The organism is Rhizobium giardinii bv. giardinii H152 (assembly GCF_000379605.1).
Taxonomy (GTDB): domain Bacteria; phylum Pseudomonadota; class Alphaproteobacteria; order Rhizobiales; family Rhizobiaceae; genus Pararhizobium; species Pararhizobium giardinii.
Genome location: NZ_KB902713.1, coordinates 251593 through 272175, shown reverse-complemented (window position 1 = coordinate 272175; position 20583 = coordinate 251593). Strand labels below are relative to the sequence as shown.

The 20583-nt window shown below is 58.8% G+C and carries 15 protein-coding genes and 1 pseudogene; 9 read left to right on the top strand and 7 right to left on the bottom strand.

Annotated elements, in window-relative coordinates; all coding sequences use genetic code 11:
* The first annotated feature begins 558 nt into the window (after positions 1–558).
* Positions 559–1824, top strand: a complete 1266-nt coding sequence (locus A3AY_RS0127955) for a pyridoxal phosphate-dependent decarboxylase family protein (RefSeq protein WP_112864793.1) — start codon at positions 559–561, stop codon at positions 1822–1824.
* Between the two features lie 58 nt (positions 1825–1882).
* Here A3AY_RS0127955 and A3AY_RS0127950 read toward each other — a convergent pair whose 3' ends face one another.
* Complete coding sequence (locus A3AY_RS0127950; RefSeq protein WP_018328978.1) at positions 1883–2602, bottom strand: GntR family transcriptional regulator; 720 nt, start codon at positions 2600–2602, stop codon at positions 1883–1885.
* Positions 2603–2998: 396 nt separating this feature from the next.
* Positions 2999–4387 carry a M20/M25/M40 family metallo-hydrolase gene (locus A3AY_RS0127945; RefSeq protein ID WP_018328977.1) on the bottom strand — a complete coding sequence of 463 codons (1389 nt, stop codon included), beginning with the start codon at positions 4385–4387 and terminating at the stop codon, positions 2999–3001.
* A gap of 1094 nt (positions 4388–5481) precedes the next feature.
* On the opposite strand from A3AY_RS0127945, the gene A3AY_RS0127940 reads away from it, so the two are divergent.
* The 5 genes from A3AY_RS0127940 to traR all read left to right on the top strand — a co-directional run bounded on the left by A3AY_RS0127940 (position 5482) and on the right by traR (position 11615).
* A complete protein-coding gene (locus A3AY_RS0127940) occupies positions 5482–6315 on the top strand; it encodes a transporter substrate-binding domain-containing protein (RefSeq protein ID WP_018328976.1) in 834 nt (277 codons plus the stop codon).
* Positions 6316–6358: 43 nt separating this feature from the next.
* Positions 6359–7333 carry an amino acid ABC transporter permease gene (locus A3AY_RS0127935; RefSeq protein WP_018328975.1) on the top strand — a complete coding sequence of 325 codons (975 nt, stop codon included), beginning with the start codon at positions 6359–6361 and terminating at the stop codon, positions 7331–7333.
* Between the two features lie 122 nt (positions 7334–7455).
* On the top strand, positions 7456–8199 hold the full coding sequence (locus A3AY_RS0127930) for an amino acid ABC transporter ATP-binding protein (protein WP_026203914.1): 744 nt from the start codon (positions 7456–7458) through the stop codon (positions 8197–8199).
* Positions 8200–9094: 895 nt separating this feature from the next.
* A complete protein-coding gene (locus A3AY_RS0127925; RefSeq protein ID WP_026203913.1) occupies positions 9095–10735 on the top strand; it encodes an MFS transporter in 1641 nt (546 codons plus the stop codon).
* A 175-nt stretch (positions 10736–10910) separates the two neighbouring features.
* Positions 10911–11615, top strand: a complete 705-nt coding sequence (gene traR / locus A3AY_RS0127920; protein ID WP_018328972.1) for an autoinducer-binding transcriptional regulator TraR — start codon at positions 10911–10913, stop codon at positions 11613–11615.
* Between the two features lie 3 nt (positions 11616–11618).
* Here traR and A3AY_RS36330 read toward each other — a convergent pair.
* The 5 genes and pseudogenes from A3AY_RS36330 to traA form a co-directional block, all read right to left on the bottom strand.
* Positions 11619–11927, bottom strand: a pseudogene (locus tag A3AY_RS36330) (transcriptional repressor TraM).
* 320 nt (positions 11928–12247) lie between these two features.
* The gene (locus tag A3AY_RS0127905; RefSeq protein ID WP_018328969.1) at positions 12248–12883 is read right to left on the bottom strand and encodes a TraH family protein; all 636 of its coding nucleotides are present in this window, start codon (positions 12881–12883) and stop codon (positions 12248–12250) included.
* Positions 12884–12900: 17 nt separating this feature from the next.
* Entirely contained in the window at positions 12901–14151 is a 1251-nt protein-coding gene (locus A3AY_RS0127900; protein ID WP_051108421.1) for a conjugal transfer protein TraB, read from the bottom strand.
* Positions 14072–14602 (bottom strand): conjugative transfer signal peptidase TraF, encoded by a 531-nt coding sequence (traF, locus tag A3AY_RS0127895; RefSeq protein ID WP_018328967.1) that lies wholly within the window; start codon positions 14600–14602, stop codon positions 14072–14074. Before traF ends, A3AY_RS0127900 begins: the two co-directional genes overlap by 80 nt.
* Positions 14599–17901 carry a Ti-type conjugative transfer relaxase TraA gene (gene traA / locus A3AY_RS0127890; protein WP_018328966.1) on the bottom strand — a complete coding sequence of 1101 codons (3303 nt, stop codon included), beginning with the start codon at positions 17899–17901 and terminating at the stop codon, positions 14599–14601. Before traA ends, traF begins: the two co-directional genes overlap by 4 nt.
* Before the next feature lie 246 nt (positions 17902–18147).
* Between traA and traC the strand changes: the two genes are divergently transcribed.
* The 3 genes from traC to traG are packed head-to-tail and all read left to right on the top strand — an operon-like array spanning position 18148 to position 20579.
* Entirely contained in the window at positions 18148–18444 is a 297-nt protein-coding gene (traC, locus tag A3AY_RS0127885; protein WP_018328965.1) for a conjugal transfer protein TraC, read from the top strand.
* A gap of 4 nt (positions 18445–18448) precedes the next feature.
* Positions 18449–18664 carry a type IV conjugative transfer system coupling protein TraD gene (traD, locus tag A3AY_RS0127880; protein ID WP_018328964.1) on the top strand — a complete coding sequence of 72 codons (216 nt, stop codon included), beginning with the start codon at positions 18449–18451 and terminating at the stop codon, positions 18662–18664.
* Positions 18651–20579: a Ti-type conjugative transfer system protein TraG gene (traG, locus tag A3AY_RS0127875; RefSeq protein WP_018328963.1), complete on the top strand. Its 1929-nt coding sequence runs from the start codon at positions 18651–18653 to the stop codon at positions 20577–20579. The genes traD and traG overlap by 14 nt, the downstream gene beginning before the upstream one ends.
* Positions 20580–20583: the final 4 nt, after the last annotated feature.

Here is a 20583-nt window from a genome sequence, read left to right as displayed (position 1 = left end):
CGTGTTCGGACAAAGGACGGCACCCGGTCGAAGGTGAAGCGCAAACACAGCTCAGCCGTGGCCGACAGGTCGCAAGCGCTCAACCACATTCGACTCGTGACGATAGCGCCTTCCCAAGATCCGCTCGATCGCTGCTCCTCGCCTTCTGTGATCACAAACGTGTTCTTATGAGATACAATATTCTTCGTTTCGAAGCATGTCAACGGCAATGCCTGCCCGAACAATTGACTGGCCGATCTCGAAACAGGTCACAGCATTCACGCGATGAAGACGAGCCGCCGGCGGCGTGGACTGGCTTTCTCGCTGTCCTGTGCGCTTCCCATCTTTGGCGCCGATGCGCCTTTTGCCGCCAAGAACCCCTGTAAATTGGCGGCAGGGAGCTCCTGTTCACATATAACCGCTACCGCCGCCACCACTTATAGCCCTGTCGCTAGGTGACCAGGGATTTGCCCTCAAGCATGCTGCGCAAGCGTTGTCCCAGCCGAGAAAAGATATATATTTTCGTTGAAATTGTAATATCGTTATTATAGCTTTGGCATACCAATGGAGACGGAGCTAATGACGAAAAAGATGACTTTCCCGCAAAAAGGCCTGGAAGAAGCGGCAATTTGGCAGGCGATGGAGTGCGCGAGGCAGGGCGACGTGGACTGGAGAGCGGGCCGTTTGCCGGGCTTTTACGTTCATTTCGCCAATGATGATGTTGATCGCATCGGTAAAATCGCTCTGGAAAAATTCCACGCGACAAACGCGTTGGGACTCAGCGCATTTCCATCGATCAAGAAATTCGAGTCGGAAGTTGCCGAATGGGCCCTCTCCCTTTTTCACGGGGTTGGCGGTGCGGCGAGCATCACGTCGGGGGGAACCGAGAGTATTTTCATCGCTATGAAGACTGCGCGGGAGTGGGCAAAAGTTGCTCGCCCCGAGGTCACCAAGCCGAAAATGCTCATTTCCCACAGTGCGCACCCGGCCTTCGACAAGGCAGCAAAGTATCTGGGCCTGGAAGTCGTGAGAATTATGCCGCGTGACGACTTCAAAACGGACATCGCCGCGCTGAAGGCAGCTCTAGATGAACAAACGATCATAATGGCAGGATCGGCGCCGCAGTTTACCATGGGAGTTTTCGATCAGATTGAGGAACTTGCTGCCCTCGCATCGGAGCGAAATATCTGGTTTCACACTGACGCTTGTGTCGGCGGCTTTTTGTCTCCATTCGCCGAGCAGAATGGACACCAGATCCCGCTTTGGGACTTCCGAGTAAAGGGCGTAAAGTCGATTTCTGCAGATTTGCACAAATATGGCTTTGCTCCCAAGGGGGCTTCGATTGTCGCCTTTTCAGATGCCGAGTATCAGCAGTACCAGGTGTTTGACTTCAACAACTGGTCGCGTGGAAGGTACGTGACATCCACATTCGCCGGCACCCGTTCTGGCGCCAACATTGCTGCTTCCTGGGCCGTGATGCGGTTCTTGGGTAATGAAGGCTATTGCAAAATCGCAGAACAAATCTGGACGATACGTGAAACGCTTATGCGCGAGATCCCGACAATCGAGGACTTGTTTGTTTACGGTGATCCCGAACTTACGGTGATGAGTTACGGTTCAAAGTCGCTGGACGCGGCCGATATTGCGGCAGGTCTCGTTGCCAAGGGCTGGCATACTGTTGCACCGTCTCTCAATCCACCCGCGATCAATTTGGGTATTCTCAGTCTCGCTTTTGGGGAAGTGGTGGAGGCCTATTTAACGGACCTTCGGGACGTTATTGCTCAGCTCAACGCTGGCGAAAAATCCTTTGATCGTTCCCTCATTGGAACCTACGGGACCAAATGAGGATTGAACGTTAAGTAACCCGGACCCGCGGCAGCTACTCCCCGAGTGAAATACAACGCTAGCCGCGTGTCTGATTCAACAATGCCGCAGCCGTGATGATACTGGAAATGTAGGTCAGCGCCTGGTCGATATCCAGCCGTATCTCTTCGGCAACGGCTGCGGCATCTCTTTTCTCGACCCCGCTCGCGATCCTTTCCCGCCAGTCGCCGCGCCCGGCTGATATCGAGGCAATATAGTGGGGGTACAGCAAATTCAGATATGGTCCCGTCTTCAGCCAAAGGGAATTGATGATCCGGATAAGGTCGGGCATGCTGCACGCAGCATAGAGCTCAAACTGAAATTTATAGACCAGCGCAATGTCGGTACGCCGATCGCCAGCAGCGCGAGCCGTTTTCAGTTTTTCCGACGTCTTGCGTAACGCGTCTGCAATCTCTGGCGTGCCCTTAAGTGCAGCGCGCTCTGCGGCAAAGCACTCAATGTGCAGACGGATATCCTTAAGTTCGGCAATTTGCTCGGGCATCAAAAGGGGGACAACCGCGGACCTGTTCACTTCACCTTGTAGGACCCCCTCGGATATCAAGCGATAGAGGGCCTCACGAACAGGTGTCGGGCTCATAGACAGGTTCTTGGCAAGGTCTCTAATAGTGATTTTCTCGCCCGGAGAGAAATGGCCACCGCGGATCAGCGCTCCTAATCGGTCATAAACCTGGTCTCTCAAAACGGCGGTTGTCGGCGTGATCAAATTCCCACCTCTGGCTTCCTTATTTTGATCAATCATTTAAATCGACGACGCATCTGTAACAAGACGCTGCAGACTCAAAATCATCCTATTCACCTTAGCTAGCCACTGGCACCGTCTTTGGAGGGCGCCAACGGGCTTAGAGCAGATTTGCCTATTTTCTCGTTGACCATGTCGAGGTGCGCGCACTCGGAGTAAAAAGGCCTTCAGAGGCAGTCCTGGATCGTGTACGTGAGGCAGTGATGAATAGAAGTTCTCCCCTTGAGCTCTTTTGCTTCTCGAAGGTCCATCGATAGGCAGGATTTGCATCGCTCCGATGTCCCCACTGCGATGCCCCGTATTTTCGTTGACCGGGCGAAGCAATACGGTCCCGGTCAACGACTGGATTTAAAAAAAGCGGCCTCTCTTCCTTCCCGGTTTGCCTCGCGTTGTGTGTTAGTTCCTCGTCAGCGCGTTGAGTATCCGCGCCCAGGATCGCTGACCCTTATGAAAGGATGTCAGATTATACTTCTCGTTGGGCGAATGGATGCGATCGTTAGGGAGCGCGAAGCCCACCAAGAGTGAGTCCAGCCCCAGATATGCCTGAAACTCGCCGACAACAGGTATCGAACCACCCACTACCCTCATGATCGGCGCTTTTGTCCATTCGTCGGCCAGTGCTGACTTGGCGGCAGCCAGATATGGGGCGTCGTATGGAAGCTGATGCGCCGGCGAGCAGTCGTGCGATTGAAATTCCACCCTACAGTCTGCCGGGAGGCGCTCCTCGACAAATTTGCGGAACGAGGCCCTAACGTTGGCTGGGTCCTGCTTGTGTACGAGACGAAACGAAACCTTGGCAGACGCTTCAGCCGGAATGACTGTCTTGAAACCCTTACCCGTGTAGCCACCGGAAAACCCGTTGAATTCGGCCGTGGGACGCGCCCAAACCAGCTCGAGTATCGAGCGCCCCTTTTCACCCGAAGGAACCGACAGGCCGATTGGTCCGAGGAAACTTTCGGCCGTCTCCCCGAGGGCCTCCCACGAGGCCAAGACTTGGCTCGGGGTCTCCTCGACGCCGTCATAGAAGCCGTGAATTGTCACGCGGCCATCGTTGTCGTGGATATCCCCAAGGATCTTCGCAAGCACTCGGATAGGGTTCGCCGCCGCGCCGCCGTAGATGCCTGAGTGAAGGTCGCGGCTGGCGGCATGGATCGTCATCTCTTCTTCCACCAGTCCACGCATGCCAACGCAGATGGCAGGAGTCATCGCGTCGCGTTGGCTCGTGTCGCAGACTAGCGCGAAGTCGGCTTTTAATTCGTCCGCATTGGCCGCCAGAAACGCGCGCATCGAGGGAGAGCCAGACTCCTCCTCACCCTCAAAAAGGATTGTAACCTTACAGGGCAATACCCCACCCACCGCCTTGTAAGCACGACACGCTTCCACGAACGTCATCAGTTGACCTTTGTCATCCGAAGCGCCACGTCCGGTAATGACCTGGTAGCCATCCTCGCTCTCGCGCACGGCGGGGTCAAACGGGTCGTGGGTCCACAACTCGAGGGGATCAACCGGCTGAACATCATAGTGGCCGTAGAAGAGGACATGCGGAGCACCGGGGGGTCCGTCATGGTGAGCGACGACCATTGGGTGACCTGGAGTATCGCGTATGCTGGCTTCGAAGCCGATCGAGGCTAGATCATCCACAAGCCACTCCGCAGCCCTTTGGCAATCCGCTTTGTAGGCCGGATCAGTGGAGATCGACTTTATGCGCAAAAGGCTGAAAAGGCGCGACACCGCAGCGTCGCATTCGGTATCGATGTGGTGCAAGACGGCAGGTAGCGCAGTCATTAAGGTCTCCTACGTGTTTACTGTTAGCTCAGAAAAGCTGGTGGGTTCCGAGCGCTCCGCCTGCAGAGTCCATCCTTGTGGCCCGCGGGCATCTGTTTTGGACTGGGGTCCCGGCGGTCATTTTTACGAGATGCAACGCTGTCTCGCGCAACTGAGTTTTCGGTCATTCTCCCAACACGATCGCATCGAGGCCGCACTTGCGGACCCGCTCGACGAAATGCAAGTCTGCGCCATCTGGCATCACAAACTTACGAGAAGCCTATACCATTCTACTTCAATTTCAATACCGCACAGCGCGAGACGGGAAGTTTGGCTTCGTCTGCAAATTTAACCTGCACGATAAGACTGGGGCGGCATCGTCATGCCCATGATACTAGCGGCGAATAGAAGCCTCTCGGCTTCTCCAACGGCCGCATAGAGAGGCCGGCTGCGTGTCTATGACAGGTATAGACCATCAACGCCGCGCCACCGATTGCCATCGCCGGCTAGGCGGCGCGAAGCCGGATAAACCGTCCTTAGAGGGGCTTTTGGGCTCTTTCTGGCCTGTTTGGAGCGGTTTAAGCAGGAGCCTCGCCATCGGGCCCGACTGACTGCCTCGCTGCACACCCGCTGCCAGCGAGCCACGCCGAGGCCTGTCTTGACCACACCGTCTTGGCCAGCCGAATGCGGAAGCCGCCTGTGCCGAACCGATGTCGTCTTGGCGGCCGCGCCTCACGTTAAGATGGAAGGAAAGATCCCTTCGTGAATCGAGGCAAGCCCAAACAGGACTTGCTCTGCGTGATATCGCATCCTTCGTCGACTGTTATTGGCCCTCGCGCCGCCGTTGACAGGTCTCAAATCATGCAATAGTATATCTCAGATCGTCACCTTTGAGATCACAAAAAGGCGGAAGCCTTTGGTGAAACAGAATGATCGAAAACGCGTCGCAGCGAGAGTGAATATCGGCGGGCGCTTTCGACCTTCGGACGACGGGATGCTCCGTTGACTGCAAGGCGATCGCTTCAGACTGCGGCTTAGAGCCTCACGTCTGGTTTGAACTGGGTAGATGAACACGGTCGCATCACCGGCCGAGGGGAACACAAAAGGAACATCACATGAGCAAATCTTTAATTTCAGCTGCAGCTGCGGCGTTGATTGCGGTTGTGTCGACAGCTTTGCCAGCGAACGCTGGCGCCGTTCTCGATCAAGTCCAGGCGGCAAAGACGCTCACAGTAGCGACTTCTAGCGGTTGGCCTAACAGTTCGTTCCTGAATGACAAACAGGAACTCGATGGTTTTGAGATCGAGGTTGCCAAGGGAGTGGCGAAACACCTTGGGGTCTCCGTCAAGTTCGTAACGCCGGGCTGGGACGTCATAGTTGCAGGCAAATGGGCAGGCCGTTGGGATATGGCGATGGGCCAGATGGTTCCGACCAAGGCACGCGCGGAAAAGTTCGATTTTCCTGCCATTTACTTTTACACGAGGAACGTTGCTGTCATTCACAAAGACAGTAAAGCAACCAAACTTTCCGACCTGGATGGAAAGGTGATCGGCCTCGTAACAGGTGATGATGCGGCAATCGCATATGCCCGTCATAACCTGACGTTGGATTGGGCGGACGAAAAGCCGGTAGAATACAGGTTTACACCGGGCGAAATGCGAAACTATGAGAATACCTCGTTGCAGGTGGATGACCTGCGGCTAGGTGATGGAGTTCGCCTCGATGCAGTGATCACTGACGAAGTGAGTGCGCACGGTGTGATCAAAGCTGGTTACCCCTTGAAAGTCCTCGGTGATGCATTGTTCCCAACGCCGGGAGCCATTGCAATTTCAAAGGGAGACAAAGAGTTCTCTGACAAGATATCTGCCGCCATCAAAAGCATGAGGGATGATGGTACGCTCTCTAAGCTCTCAATTAAGTGGTATGGTGTCGATAGCACCGTTGAATAGGTTGGAAACCTCTGTTTGAGCAACCTTATCGAAGGACGCCGTAATGCTTTATCAGGATACAATTGACTCCGAGGTCTTGGTTCACAAGCCGTGGTTTGTGGCCTCTACCTTCGCTGTCGTGCTCGCTCTGTTTCTGATGTATAACCTGACTGGCACAACCATGGGCGAGCTTATGCGCCCCGTCATCGGCGATCCGTCGCAAAGCGGCCTCTACGGCCGCTTTGCGATCGCTTTTGTTATTGCGGTTGCGTTCAGTCTTAATCTCGTGCTCATCGGGTTCGCGCCGATAAAAGCCCAAATCATCTTGGTTTGGCTTGAGTTGCTCCTGCTCATTCTAGCATTCTTCAAGTCGTTTGAGCTCAGTCTGCCTTTCATCCGGGAAAACCTTCCCTTTCTGATAACGCAGGGTGTGTTTACGACGTTGTATGTGTCGGCAATTTCGCTGCTTTTTGCATCGCTCATCGCAATCATTGCCGCTGTTGCGAAGCTTTCGAGTAACGGCTTCGCTTACGGGATCGCAAGTTTCTACACGTCGTTCTTCCGCGGTCTCCCACTGCTGATGCAGATTTACCTCATCTACCTCGGTTTGCCTCAGTTCGGTATCGTTCTGAACGCGGTGCCTTCAGGAATATTGGCCCTTTCAGTCTGTATCGGCGCCTATATGACGGAAATCTTCCGCTCTGGAATTCAGAGCATCGACCGCGGGCAATGGGAAGCATCCAGGTCCATGGGCTTCGGCTTCGGTCTGACAATGCGAAGGATTATACTTCCGCAGGCGCTTCCCGTTATCGTTCCACCGATGGGGAACACCTTCATCTCGATGCTGAAAGATAGCTCGCTCGTGTCCGTCCTTGGCGTATGGGAACTGACGTTCCTGGCTCGCACGATTGGCCAGCCCACCTTTCACAATATGGAGATGCTTGTAGCGGCTTCGTTGATTTATTGGGTTTTATCCTGTTGTCTCGAACTGATTCAATCAAAGATCGAACGCCATTACAGCAGGAGCAAGCTGCGATGATCGCCAGCAACTCACAACTGCTGAATGGCCTCGGTGGAGGCAACCTTTCGCCGGAGAATGGGAATATGCTGCACGTGGCGCCTCTATCATCTCAGGAGCCTTCCAATCAAAAGCAGGTGCCAATGACCGCAGATAAAATCATTGAAGCGACGAACGTCTCGAAATGGTACGGTTCCTTCCGCGCATTGACCGATGTCAACCTCACTGTGCGCAAAGGCGAACGCATTGTTATTTGCGGACCCTCAGGATCCGGGAAGTCAACGCTCATCCGCTGCTTCAACAGACTAGAAGCCCATCAGGAAGGCGAGATCACCGTCAATGGGATCCGATTGCACAGTAAGATGCGCAACGTGACCGACGTCCGCAAGAATGTTGGGATGGTGTTTCAGCACTTCAACCTTTTCCCCCATATGACTGTGCTGATGAATTGCATGGCGGGTCCCATGTGGATGAAGGGCCTATCCGAATCTGAGGCTAAGAAAACGGCTTTGAAGTTCCTTGAGCGCGTGCGCATTCCAGAACAGGCGAACAAATATCCGGTTCAATTGTCCGGGGGACAGCAGCAGCGCGTGGCCATTGCCCGCTCGCTGTGCATGGAGCCGGCCGTTATGCTCTTCGATGAACCCACGTCGGCACTCGATCCGGAAATGGTGTCGGAAGTCTTAGAAACGATGACGAGTCTGGCGCGCGACGGTATGACCATGGTCTGTGTCACACATGAGATGGGATTTGCGCGTGCCGTCGCGGACCGCGTTATCTTCATGGATCGGGGCCAGATCGTCGAACAGGGCGCTCCGAATGAGTTCTTCACCAACCCGCAACACGACAGAACAAAGCTCTTCTTAAGCCAGATCCTGAAACATTGAACGAATCCATGCGGAGAGCAGATGTGGGGCACACGCTGACGGGCGGCGGCAAGCATGACAAAACGGCATTCCGACCTGTAATGCCTGCCGCGGTCAGTGTATCGTTCGCTTGCCGAGCAGATCGCGGAGGCAATCTACGATGCAGAGTTCTCGTCTGGTACGCAATTGCCCCGCACCGTAAGCTGGCGAGTGATTTCAAGCTGTCCGAGCAGACGGTGGGTAACCGCTACCCTGATCCCAACTTCGGATAGTCGCTTGATCATTGATGCTCAGCCTCGAAAGAGGGCTTGGACACATTCGATTTCGGAGCCTACGCTTAAATCCGAGGATGGGCTTTAGATAACAGCGAAATTTATATTGGTGTTGCGGGTAATCTGCGCGCCAATGTGTCGAATGCCATGCTCAGAGACATACAGATTGCCGTGATCGAAGACGTTGCCAAAGCATCTCGCCGCTTTCCATATGGGTGACACGACGCCCGAAACCGATCTTGCGATTGAGCGAACAGACGCGCGACGGACCCGGAGCCAATCGGTGGCGCGCCTTTCGCGGCCTGGAGGTGACGTTGTGATGAGGCATAATATCGAGCAGCGGCTGCGGCCGCATCGTGGCGCAGGCCGCGAACGCTTCGCGGTTATTGGGGCCGAGGGAAACTGCGGGCAGAATAACGCTCCTGACCTGCAACTGTTATCAAGCCCTGCCCATCCAGGTTCACTCGTCTGTTTTCGATTCTGGTCTTGCCGCTGCCCGCCGAAGCGCAACCTGCGGCCCTTTGCTGGATGGCTCAAGCGGCCAGGCAAATGGCGTAACCCAAACGATCCCCGCCTTCCCTCAGCGTCGAATGACGCCCGTTAAAATCGCCTGAGAATGCGTCGCCCGAAAGAGACTGAATGACATGCCTTCACATGAAGAGACAGCATCCGTAGGGCTATTGGCGCCGCTCAAGAATTCGACGTTCCGTTCCATCTTCTTCGCATCACAGTTGTCGAGCCTGGGCTGGTTGATGCAGACAGTGTCGCTCAGTTGGCTCATGGCGACTGTTTCCACCTCCGATGTGATGGTTGCCCTGGTCCAGGCCTCGTCGACCCTGCCTGCCTTCTTTCTTGCAATCATTGTTGGGGCGATTGCCGACAACTACAGCCGGCGCATGGTCATGATCGTTGGTCGAAGCTTGATGATGGCGGCCTCGGCAATGCTGACGATCCTGATGGCCTTCGGCATCACCGATCCATGGTTGATCCTCGCGTTCAGTTTCCTCGACGGCTGCGGTATCGCGCTGAGCGATCCTGCCTGGCGCGCCTCGCTTGGCGACATGCTGGAGCGTCGCCATTTGCCGTCGGCCGTGACACTTCTCAATGTCGGATTTAACACGGTCCGCAGTGTCGGTCCGGCGCTTGGCGGCATTATCGTTGCAGTGTTCGGACCGCTCGTCACGTTCGCGCTCACGACCCTCGGCTTCGTCGCGCCCCTCACCGCTCTGTGGCGAAACAAGTGGACCGTGAAAGCGTCGCCCCTTCCTCGGGAAGCGCTGAGGACGGCGATCTACGATGGTTTGCGATTCACCGCGATATCCTCCGAGATCAAGGCGACAATTGTTCGGGGGACGTTGTTCGGGTTGACGGGCACCTCAATGCTAGCGCTATTGCCCCTGGTTGCAAGGGACCTTCTGAAGGGAGGCCCAATCGACTACGGCATTCTCATGGGCGGCTTCGGCGCTGGTGCGCTGATCGCAGGGCTAGCGAACCCGTCGCTTCGACGCGCTGTTACGCAGGAAGTGCTGATCGTGCTGGCCTGCGTCGCGTGCGCGGTATGCGCGATTTCACTTGCCCTGGCGTCTTCTCTCATCGTCGCAACCCTGTCCCTCGCCTTCGGTGGCGCAGGCTGGGTGACCGGATGGTCGGGCTTCGGCGTCAATGTACAGTTGGCAAGCCCCCGCTGGGTGGTTGGTCGGACCATTTCCATCTACAGTGCCTTTACCTATGGCGGCATCGCCGGCGGCAGCTGGCTCTGGGGAATTATCGCCGAAACCCATTCCCTTTCCCTATCGCTAGGATGTTCTGCGGCGGCCTCGTTGATTGTCGCCGCCCTAGGGCTCAAGCTGCCGATCAGCGACCGCCTTGAGTCAGAACTCGAAGCCTCCGGCGCTTTCGATGCGCCTGTGCCGGCACTTGATCTGAAGCCGAGAAGTGGCCCGATCCTGGTCACAACGGAATACTCAATTGCGGACGAGAGTGCCGACCTGTTTCTCGAGGTCATGCGGAAACGTCGTGATGTGCAAAGCCGCGTAGGCGCACGTCAATGGACCCTCAGTCGCGATATTCAGAACGCGTCGCGTTGGATCGAGACGTTTCGGACGCCGACCTGGGCGGATTACCATCGCCTTCATCACCGCCTGACGGTGGCGGATAAAGAACTGGAACATCAACTTTCTAAATTGAGCGCTTCAAACCCTCCCAAAACAAACATTTCGGTTGAGCGCTCTACCAGCCCCTCCCCGAAATCTTATCCGACGGTGCCTTATGTTTCGCAGAAGTGAGGAATTTAGGCCAGCGCATTGGCTACCGTTCTACGCCCGCCAAAAGCAGAACATCACGGCTGCCAGAACGGAGTACTGTCACATCGGGCGGGGCTGACGGCCGGGCCGCAGCGGTGAGCGCAATCGACATACTGCTGCACCATGCCAAACCCGCCATTACATTGGAGAATGACGTATGCAACATTGGCTGCACAAGCTCACCGATCTCGCTGCAATCCCCGGCGACGAACACACGGTAAAGCAAGCACTGGAGACGGTCGCCGAGGCAACCGGCTTCGGCGGCTACGCCTACCTCAACATCCAGCCGAGCCACTCGAGCGCGGTCTCAAATTATCATCCCGAGTGGCAAGCCGAATACTTCCGGCGCAGGTTCAATGAACTCGACCCTGTCATCAAACGCGCGCAAACACTGAAGCGAGCGTTCGTCTGGAACGGTGAATGGGACAGACCGCGCCTTACTCGGGACGAGCGGTCATTCTTCTCGCTCGCAGCAGACTTCGGCGTACGATCAGGCATCACCATCCCTGTCCAGATCGCCCATGGATCGCTTGCCGTATTCACACTTGCCTCGTCGAAGCAGGCCATTGACCTTGATCGTGAAATTGATCCCGTCGCTGCAGCTGCTGCTATCGCGCAGTTGCATACGCGGATTCAATTCTCCGATCCGACCCCGAGTGCCGAAGAACCGCTCCGGCTCGATCCCAAGGGGGCGACCTATCTAAGCTGGATCGCCGACGGCAAGACGATGGAGGAGGTCGCAGATCTTGAAGGCGTCAAATACAACAGCGTGCGGGTTAAAATCGAGCACGCACGGAAGCACTTTAACGTCCACACGATTGCGCACCTGACTGCAACTGCGATCCGCAAGAAGCTGATCTGACGGTCAGTTTACCGTCACTTGCGGGATATAGCCGAGGATGGTGAGAAGGGTGTTTAACGCGGCCATTTGCGCGTGCATTTCGATACTGGCCTCGATGTATTTGAGATGCTGGGCGCCGCCGGTCGCTCTACCGTCCTGGTAGTCTTACGGGAGCGCCTGGTAGAGCTCATCAGCCTTGTCGACCAATAGCCTGTGCTGCCGGATGGCGTCGACGGTGAGCGTCTCCAGATCAGCCGTGGGCAACCCTTGCGTCCACCCGAACACCGGTCGAAGTTCGAGCTTTTCTATCAACGCCGCATCTTTCGAATCCATCTTGTTTCCAGCCTCGGGATTTGTCTGCGGTGCGCCCCCGCAAACGTCAATCCCTGATCCCAAGCCGGGGGTTGGAAACTGTCGTGGACAGTCCTGCGACCTTTAGCACCGAGTACCTGGACATACGTCACAGGCCCCCGGCCAAATGGTCAGAGGATCTGGCGCCGTATCGGCCGGCACCAACCGCCACGAGAGGTTTCCACACCCCGGGGCAGCGCGTACTGCCCTACCCGCCCTTATAGACGGCGGGATCGATTTTCGCCAGTGCAAACAGGCGGATAAATGCCATCGATCCAATGCAGATCTGCACTTCCTCCACGCTATTTCGCGCCGATACCGGAAAGATCGACACGGGTGCCGGCCTTGTTCGGATCTGCGTCGGGTGGACGATCTGGAACCGGTTCGCTTCGATCGTCCGCGACAGGAACTTCTGCCTTTTCGGCAATGCTCTTCTCAGTCTTAGATTCCCCGGATCTATCCGTCCCGGCGTCGGCCTCGCCAGCATCAGGTGTCCGGAATACCGCCTCCCCCTCGAAATATCCCGACTGCCAGGCGAGGATCGCATCCTCGAACACCTGGTCTTCGGCCTGTTTGCCGGTCGGATTGCCGTACCATTTGAGGACGATGCGATAGACTTTGGCGAAGAGGGCGGTGCCCATGCGCAGATTAGCACAGGCATCGACAAGATCGGGCTTCAGGGCGCCGGCCTCGAGCACGCCAAGCCCGGCCGGATACTGGGTGATGCCGACGCGCACGACGTTGCGGCCGATATTCTGACGGATCAGATCCATTGCCGCTTCCGGCGTGGCAGGCTTCGGGACGAGAACGACACGCTTCCCCGCGTGTACGGTCACCGTCAACGGATCGTCGGATCCCGCCGCGGCGATGAACTTCTCGACGATCGCCGGCTTCAGGCCGGGATCAGCGCATTCCTTGATGAGAGCAGCATCGACCATGTTTTCCTCCACGGGCTTTAGCGGTTGAATGCGCTGACAAGCGGCAGGCCGAACAGCTTTGCCCAGGCGATGGAGCTCGCCTGTTGAATCGCGACGATCGAGGTGCCCGATGTCCACCAGCCATTGCCGGTTGCGACGATGATGTCTGGGGAATGCAGCATGGACTGCAGTGCCGGCCAGACGACGAGTTGCTCGTAGCAGATCAGCGGCACGATCCTGTTGCCGCCGGCTACGACCACAGGGTTGGTGAAGAAGTGGGCCCTGGCGCCGCCAGCGTCGCCGGTCCAGGCCCGCCACGGCTGCCACATGGAGCCTGGAACCGGCATCCGCTCGCGATAGAGAATTTCGGATTGATTGGCTGAGATTGCCACCAGCACGTTGTCGTATCCACTGCCGTCGAGCACCGCTGCACCGGCAATGACGGTGAGGTTGCCGCCGCGCAGAGCCTCCCTCCAGAGACGCTCGACGGTCGGCGTCCAGAAGCCCAGCACGCTTTCAGGAAGGACGATAACGTAGGTGTTGTCGCCAGCATTTGCCACCACTGTGGCGATCAGGACTCGCTGGCGATCCAAAGATGTATCGCGCCCAAGGCTTTGACCCAGATCCAGATCGACGCCCTTCCATCCCTCTGGTAAGGTCGGCGCTGTCCAGGATGCGGCGGACCAGACCCAAAAGCTTATCAAGATCAAAACTGCTGCCGGCCAATATCGCGAAGTCATCATCGCGAGGCCGGCAGCGGTCGCAGCCAAGCCCCACCATCCCCATCCTGGAAACAAAACGCCCGCCGCAGTAATCGCCTGCGCCCAGCCGGTGATGCCGAACGGCGGCAGCACCATCACAATCGTCGCCGCGAGATACCGCGTCGCTCGTCCTGCTTCAAATTGGCCCTTTCCCGGACGCCCCGTCCAAAGCGCCGCATGCACGATGACGAATGATGCCGAGGCTGGCAGCCACAGCAGTAAACCGGGCCAGAGATCGGCGGCATAGAAGTTCGCCACACCTTGCGGCAGACCGCGTGAGGCGGTGAGGAAATACCCTGCCGAAACCATGGCCGCGACTAGGCGCGACCGAGACAACGCCCAGAGCGCCGGAAAGAGCATTGCGACCGGTAAAGCGAGCACGAAGCCGCTCCAGCCAACTGCACCGATGATGATCGCCAGCGCAATGAGAAGTGCGGCGCGTGAGCCATCACGGATCGACGATGAGGATCGGCCGGGCGAGGCCGAGCACTCCGGTTTCGGAGATCGGTCCAAAATATCGGGAGTCATAGGAGCTCACAAAAGGGGAGTGCAGATAGAGGTATCCCGTCGGCACGATGCCGCCGGCAAAGGGCGTGAGCGGTCGCCCGGCGCCGTCGATCCGGCGAACGTGCGAGGACGGAAGCGTCCTGCCGTCGATCGCCACGTTCTCGCCGATCTCGACATATTGACCAGGCAACGCTGCGACGGATTTGATCAACGGCGCGACACCACCGGGGCAGAGGCCGTGGGCGAGATAGAGGCGATGACGGGCCTCCTCGAACAAAGGCGTCACCGGCGGGCAAACGAAGACCAAATCGCCAATTGTGATTGCCCGGTCCACCGCCTCGATCCGCCAGAGCCCGAGCGGCTCGCTTGGCGTCAGGTTCAGCCGGAAGCCGCCGATAAAGGCAGCCGCCGCGAGGAGCCCGATGCCAAGCGCCGATGCGCCAAGACCCATGATTGCCCGCACCCGGTTCATTGTTTCAGCGCCGGCGTCTGGCGTTGGGCGAGACGCAGTTCCTCGACCTGTTTGAGCGTTGTCGTGGTGCGCTCATGGGCGGCCAGTTGCTGCGCCGTGCGCATCACCGGCCAAGCCTCCTTGAGGCTGTCTTTCTCCTCTGGCTTAAGCCCGGCGGCGAGTTTTTCGAAGAGCTGTCCTTCGGGCTTCTGCGCCGAACTCGAAAGCAGCACGCGTTCCCCGAAGCGTTCGGCCACGGCCTTGTTGAAGCCATCGATTTCGAGCTTGGCTTCGCGGTTGCTGATCGCATAGCCAAGGGCCGCGGGAAGATCGTTGCGGTCGATCGCATCACGGACCCGCTCCAGAACGGTTCGCGCCTCTGGCGACAGGGCCGGGATGTCGATCGAGACACGCAGGCGCAGGTTCTTTTCCTCGCCCTCGATCCGCTCCCGGGCGGTCTCGCGCATGGCCAGATATTGCTCGATGTCGCGCTTCAGCGCCGGCAGATTGACCTCGGCAACGCGCCGGGCCTCTCGATCCGCCCTGCCGGCGAGAAGGCCAGTCTTGCCGTTCAGCGCGCCGATCGACGCCGGCTCGTCAACGAGTTTCTGCAGCGTCTGTTTCGACGCTTCCCGCCCCGTAAGAAGTGCATCGAAGGTCATCGCCCGGAATGCCGTCTCAGGATCGGCAAACACATAGCGGAAGCGGGTCGAGACGTCTTCCCATTGGCGTTTCAGCGCCGGGTCGTCGCCGAGCTTCTGATCGATCGTATCGCCTGTCGAAAAGGCAAACTGTTTGACCCCTGCCACCATCGGTGGAAGCTCCTTCTTCTGTTTCGAAATTGGGGATGGAAGAAGACCAAGCCGCCCGCCAACGGCACGCAGCTGCCTGGCCAGAGCGGCGACCTTCTCTTTCTGTCGCAGCGTCCAGTCGAGCCGGTCGCGCACAAGGGTACGCGCGACCTGGACGATGTGCAGGCCGCGGTTTTCCGCAAAGGACAAAGCCTGGCGGTAGAGCGCACCATGCCGGTAATCGAGCGTCGTTTCCTTGGCATTGCAGCGCGACAGCACCTTCTCCAGTCCGCCATTGAAGGCGAAGGAACGAGCGCCGTAATAGACCTGAAGGTCCTCGCGATGACGGGTCAGGGCGACGTAGGTCAGGTGGCGATCGAGCGACAATGACGCCAGCACCTTCACCCGGTCCACGGTGGCGCCCTGGCTCTTGTGGATGGTCGTGGCATAGCCGTGATCGAGGTTATTGTAGGCGCGCTGTTCGACAGCCACCTGGCGCCAATGCTCCCCTTCGCCGACCGCAACAACGACACGGTTCGGCGCCGCCTCGACGACACGGCCGAGCATGCCGTTCTTGACGCCAAGAGCCGTGTCGTTCTTCAAAAAGACGATCTGATCGCCGGCAGCGAACGGACGCATGCCGTCGGCGGTTCGGAAGTGTTGCCCCTCGCTGACAAGGCCGCGCTCCACCAGCTTTTCTCGCGCCATGTCGTTGAGCAAGCGCACGTCACGGCGCAGATGCGCGAGCATCAGCGTGGTCTTCCCTGGATCGTAATCACGGTTCCAGTCGCCGATCAGCTGTTCGACCGCTTCAGCCTTCAGCGTCGAGCCATGCAGCCGGTCGTGCGATTGATAGCTGGCAAGGGCAGTGCCGATATTGCCGCGCGCCAGATCAAGCGAGGCAGCCCGCATCCAGTCGTCACGCTGGCGGTAGATCGTCTCGAGTTCGGCGTAACCGATACGATGGGCAATCGCCCGGAAGGCGGCACCCGCCTCGATCGGCTGGAGCTGATCGGGATCACCGACCAGGACGATCTTCGCGCCTGCCCTGACGGCGGCTTCGACGAAGCCCGCCATCTGCTTGGAGGCGACCATGCCGGCCTCGTCCATGACGAAGATGGTCCTGGCATCAAGGCCGTGCCGGCCGCGTTGCCAACGCAGTTCCCAGGAGGAGAGCGTCCGGCTTTGAATGCCGGCTTCCTTCTCCAGTCCCTCGGCCGCCTTGCCCGCGAGCGCGCCACCGACGACGCGGTAGCCGGCACCTTCCCAGGCTTCGCGCGCCGCCTTCATCATCGTCGTCTTGCCGGCGCCGGCGCGGCCGACGATCGCTGCGATCCGGGCCGGACCCGCAACATGCTCGATTGCGGTTTTCTGTTCATCAGAGAGACGCGCATGGCGGGCGAATGTCGCCTCCAGCACTTGCCTGCGAACGCTGTGCGAGGATTGTCGCGACAGCCAGATGGCGCGATTGGCCATCTGCGCTTCCAGCTCGATCATCGCCCGCGTCGTATAGCGCGCCGGCACCCGCTGGCCGGTGGCAAAATCAATCGTGTCGCGCCGCAGCCGCAGCACCTCGGAATGCTGGAGGACACGCGCCATCAGCTGCTGGAAGAGACCGGGATCGTCGACGTAGCGGTGCAGGACCTTGGCGATGTCCTGGTTGTCGAAGACGCTCTTTTCCCGGGTGATCAGGTCGAGCACGACCGCCGGGTTTCGAAGGATGCGGCGGGTGTTTTCGGTGCGGCGCGCCTCGTTCAGCTCGAGCCGTTCGAGCTCCGGCTGGACGCCTTGGCTCTCCGCCTTGCGCTCGATCGCCTTGGCGCCAACGCCGAGGTGGATGGTCGGTTCAAGCTCGATGCCCTGCTTTTCGTAAGAGCGACCATCGACCCGGAGGGAAATCCCGTTCATGGCAAGGTGATGGTTCTGGCGCTCGAACCAGCCATCGCGGAGCGCGTTGAACTCGGCAGCACCGCCAGCCCAGAGTTCGTAGACGATTTTGCCAGTCTTGGTCTTCAGCGGATGGCCGTCATCGCCAATGACTGCGACCTTCTTGGCGCCGAAACCGTCCTCGGTCAGCGGCCGCAATGTGGTCATCAGGTGGATGTGCGGATTGCCGGGATTGTCATGGTAGACCCAGTCGGCGACCATACCCTTCGACAACACATGCTTGTCGACGAAATCCCGCACCAGCGCGATGTTCTGCTCGGCGGTCAGTTCAAGCGGCAGAGCGATGGTCAGGTCCTTGGCGAGCTGCGCATCGGTGCGTTTCTCGAAGGCCTCGACACGGTTCCAGAACGTTTCCGATGCACCTGAAATCGAGCGATCGGCAATCAACGTCCGCGCCCAGTTCGGTGCATCGGCCGGGATCGCAAACTCCTCATGAAGCAGGCCCTGCTTTCGGGTGTAGTCGATCGCGCGCGCCTCGCGCTCGTAGTCCATCCGGGCGCAATGCCGATAAGCTGCCGACAGCACGGCGCTGCGGCCTTCGCCGCGGCTGACGATGCTGACCGAGAAATGGGCGATGGCCACGGCGCGAGAAACTCCAGGGTTAAAACCTCGTTCCCGGTAGGAAGCGGCCCCGCCAGGGTGGCAAAACGAGACGTCGCGACAGCGACGTATAATTGCGCCCTTGGATCCGCTCTTATCGAGCGGCGGGATCATGCCCCAAAGCGTCGGCCCTGCCGACATGCAGATCTGCACCTTGGCCTGACGGCCCTTTCAGGGGAGTCTGGTGCTGCTGACGCACCACCAGAGACCCGAGGAGTTGCAAACGGAATGAAGAAGCCATCATCGAAGATCAGGGAAGAAATCGCCCGACTGCAGGAACAGTTGAAAGCCGCCGAGACACGCGAGGCCGAACGGATCGGTCGCGTCGCACTGAGGGCGGGCCTGGGCGAGATCGAGAGCGACGAGGCCGAGCTGCAGGCGGCGTTCGAGCAGGTTGCTCAGCGGTTTCGCGGAGGCAAAGGGGTTGCGACCGGAAAGAGAAGTGTTGGGGACGGCAGTTCCGGTGGCGCGTCGGGCACGAAGGACGAGAATGGCGCGGCTCAGAGCAGCGCTGGCGAGGCTTGAGCGGATGGCAAAGGTCATGACGTCAGATGCGCGAAAGAAAGACGCGCGGGAAAAAATCGAGCTCGGCGGCCTGATCGTCAAGGCGGGCCTGCGTTACGAGAAGCGGGCGCTGCTGCTCGGCCTGCTGATCGATGCAACGGCGCGCATTCGCGGCGACGAGAAAGAGCGCGGGCGCCTGCTTGCGATTGGCGCGGAGGCGCTCGGCCATGACCCTGAATAAGCTGTTGCTCGCTATCCTGCCCGCGGCGATCATGATTGCAGCAACCATCCTTGTTCCCGGCATCGAGCAGTGGCTCGCCGGCTTCGGCAAGACGGCGCAGGCGAAGCTGATGCTCGGTCGCATCGGTTTGGCGCTTCCCTATGCGATCGCCACCGGCGCGGGCGTGATGTTCCTGTTTGCGGCGAACGGTACGGTGAACATCAAGGCTGCAGGCTGGAGCGTCGTGACGGGAAGCGTGGCCGTCGTGCTGATCGCCGTCGTGCGCGAAACCATGCGGCTCGTCGGTCTCGCGGCAAATGTGCCACCGGGACAGTCCGTCCTCGCCTATGTAGATCCGCCGACGGCGACAGGCGCCGCAACTGCGGTGCTCTCCGGCATCTTCGCAATGCGCGTTGCGGTCAGTGGCAATGCGGCATTTGCGAGAGCCGAGCCGCGGCGGGTTCGGGGCAAACGCGCGGTCCATGGCAACGCCGATTGGATGACCATGACGGAAGCGGCAAAGCTGTTTCCGGATGACGGCGGCATCGTTGTGGGCGAGCGTTATCGCGTCGATCGTGACAGCGTCGGAGCGACGGCGTTTCGCGCTGACTCGTCCGAGAGCTGGGGTGCTGGCGGTAAGTCACCGTTGCTCTGCTTCGACGGCTCGTTCGGCTCGTCGCATGGCATCGTCTTTGCCGGCTCGGGCGGTTTCAAGACGACATCTGTCACCGCGCCGACGTCGCTCAAATGGGGCGGCAGCCTGGTCGTGCTCGATCCGTCGAGCGAGGTCGCACCGATGGTGATCGACCACCGCCGCAAGGCAGGTCGCAAGGTGATCGTGCTTGACCCCGAGACGCCGACGATCGGCTTTAACGCGCTCGACTGGATCGGCCGCTTCGGAGCCACGAAAGAAGAGGATATCGTTGCGGTCGCCACATGGATCATAACCGACAATGCACGGGCGGCATCGGCGCGCGACGACTTCTTCCGGGCCTCTGCCATGCAGCTTTTGACCGCCCTGATCGCCGACGTTTGTCTGTCCGGCAATACCGAGCAGAAGGACCAGACGTTGCGCCGCGTTCGGGCCAATTTATCCGAGCCCGAGCCGAAGCTGCGCGAGCGGCTAACGCGCATCTACGAAGGCTCGGAATCGGATTTCGTCAAGGAGAACGTGGCGGTGTTCGTCAATATGACGCCGGAGACGTTTTCCGGGGTCTACGCCAATGCTGTGAAGGAGACGCACTGGCTTTCCTATCCGAACTATGCGGCGCTGGTTTCCGGCAACAGCTTCTCCACCGATGAGCTTGCGAAAGGCGAGACGGACATCTTCATTGCGCTCGATCTGAAGGTGCTGGAAGCGCACCCCGGCCTTGCCCGCGTCGTCATCGGCTCGTTTCTCAATGCGCTCTACAATCGCAATGGAGCGGTGAGCGGTAGGACACTCTTCCTTCTCGATGAGGTGGCACGCCTTGGCTATCTCCGCATCCTCGAAACCGCCCGTGACGCCGGCCGCAAATACGGCATCAGCCTGACACTGATCTTCCAGTCGATCGGCCAGATGCGTGAAGCCTATGGCGGCCGCGACGCCAACTCGAAATGGTTCGAGTCAGCGTCCTGGATTTCCTTTGCAGCAATCAACGATCCCGAGACGGCCGACTATCTGTCGCGGCGCTGCGGCGAGACGACGATCGAGGTCGATCAGACGAGCCGCACCAGCCAGTCATCCGGTTCGTCGCGGTCACGCTCGAAGCAACTGAGCCGCCGGCCGCTGATCCTGCCCTATGAGGTCATGCGCATGCGCGGCGATGAGCAGATCGTGTTCACTGCAGGCAACCCGCCGCTCCGGTGTGGGCGCGCGATATGGTTTCGGCGTGAGGACATGAAGGCTTGTGTGAAGCCAAATGCGTTCTTCCGCGACGCCCCGGACGAGCGGTAGGATC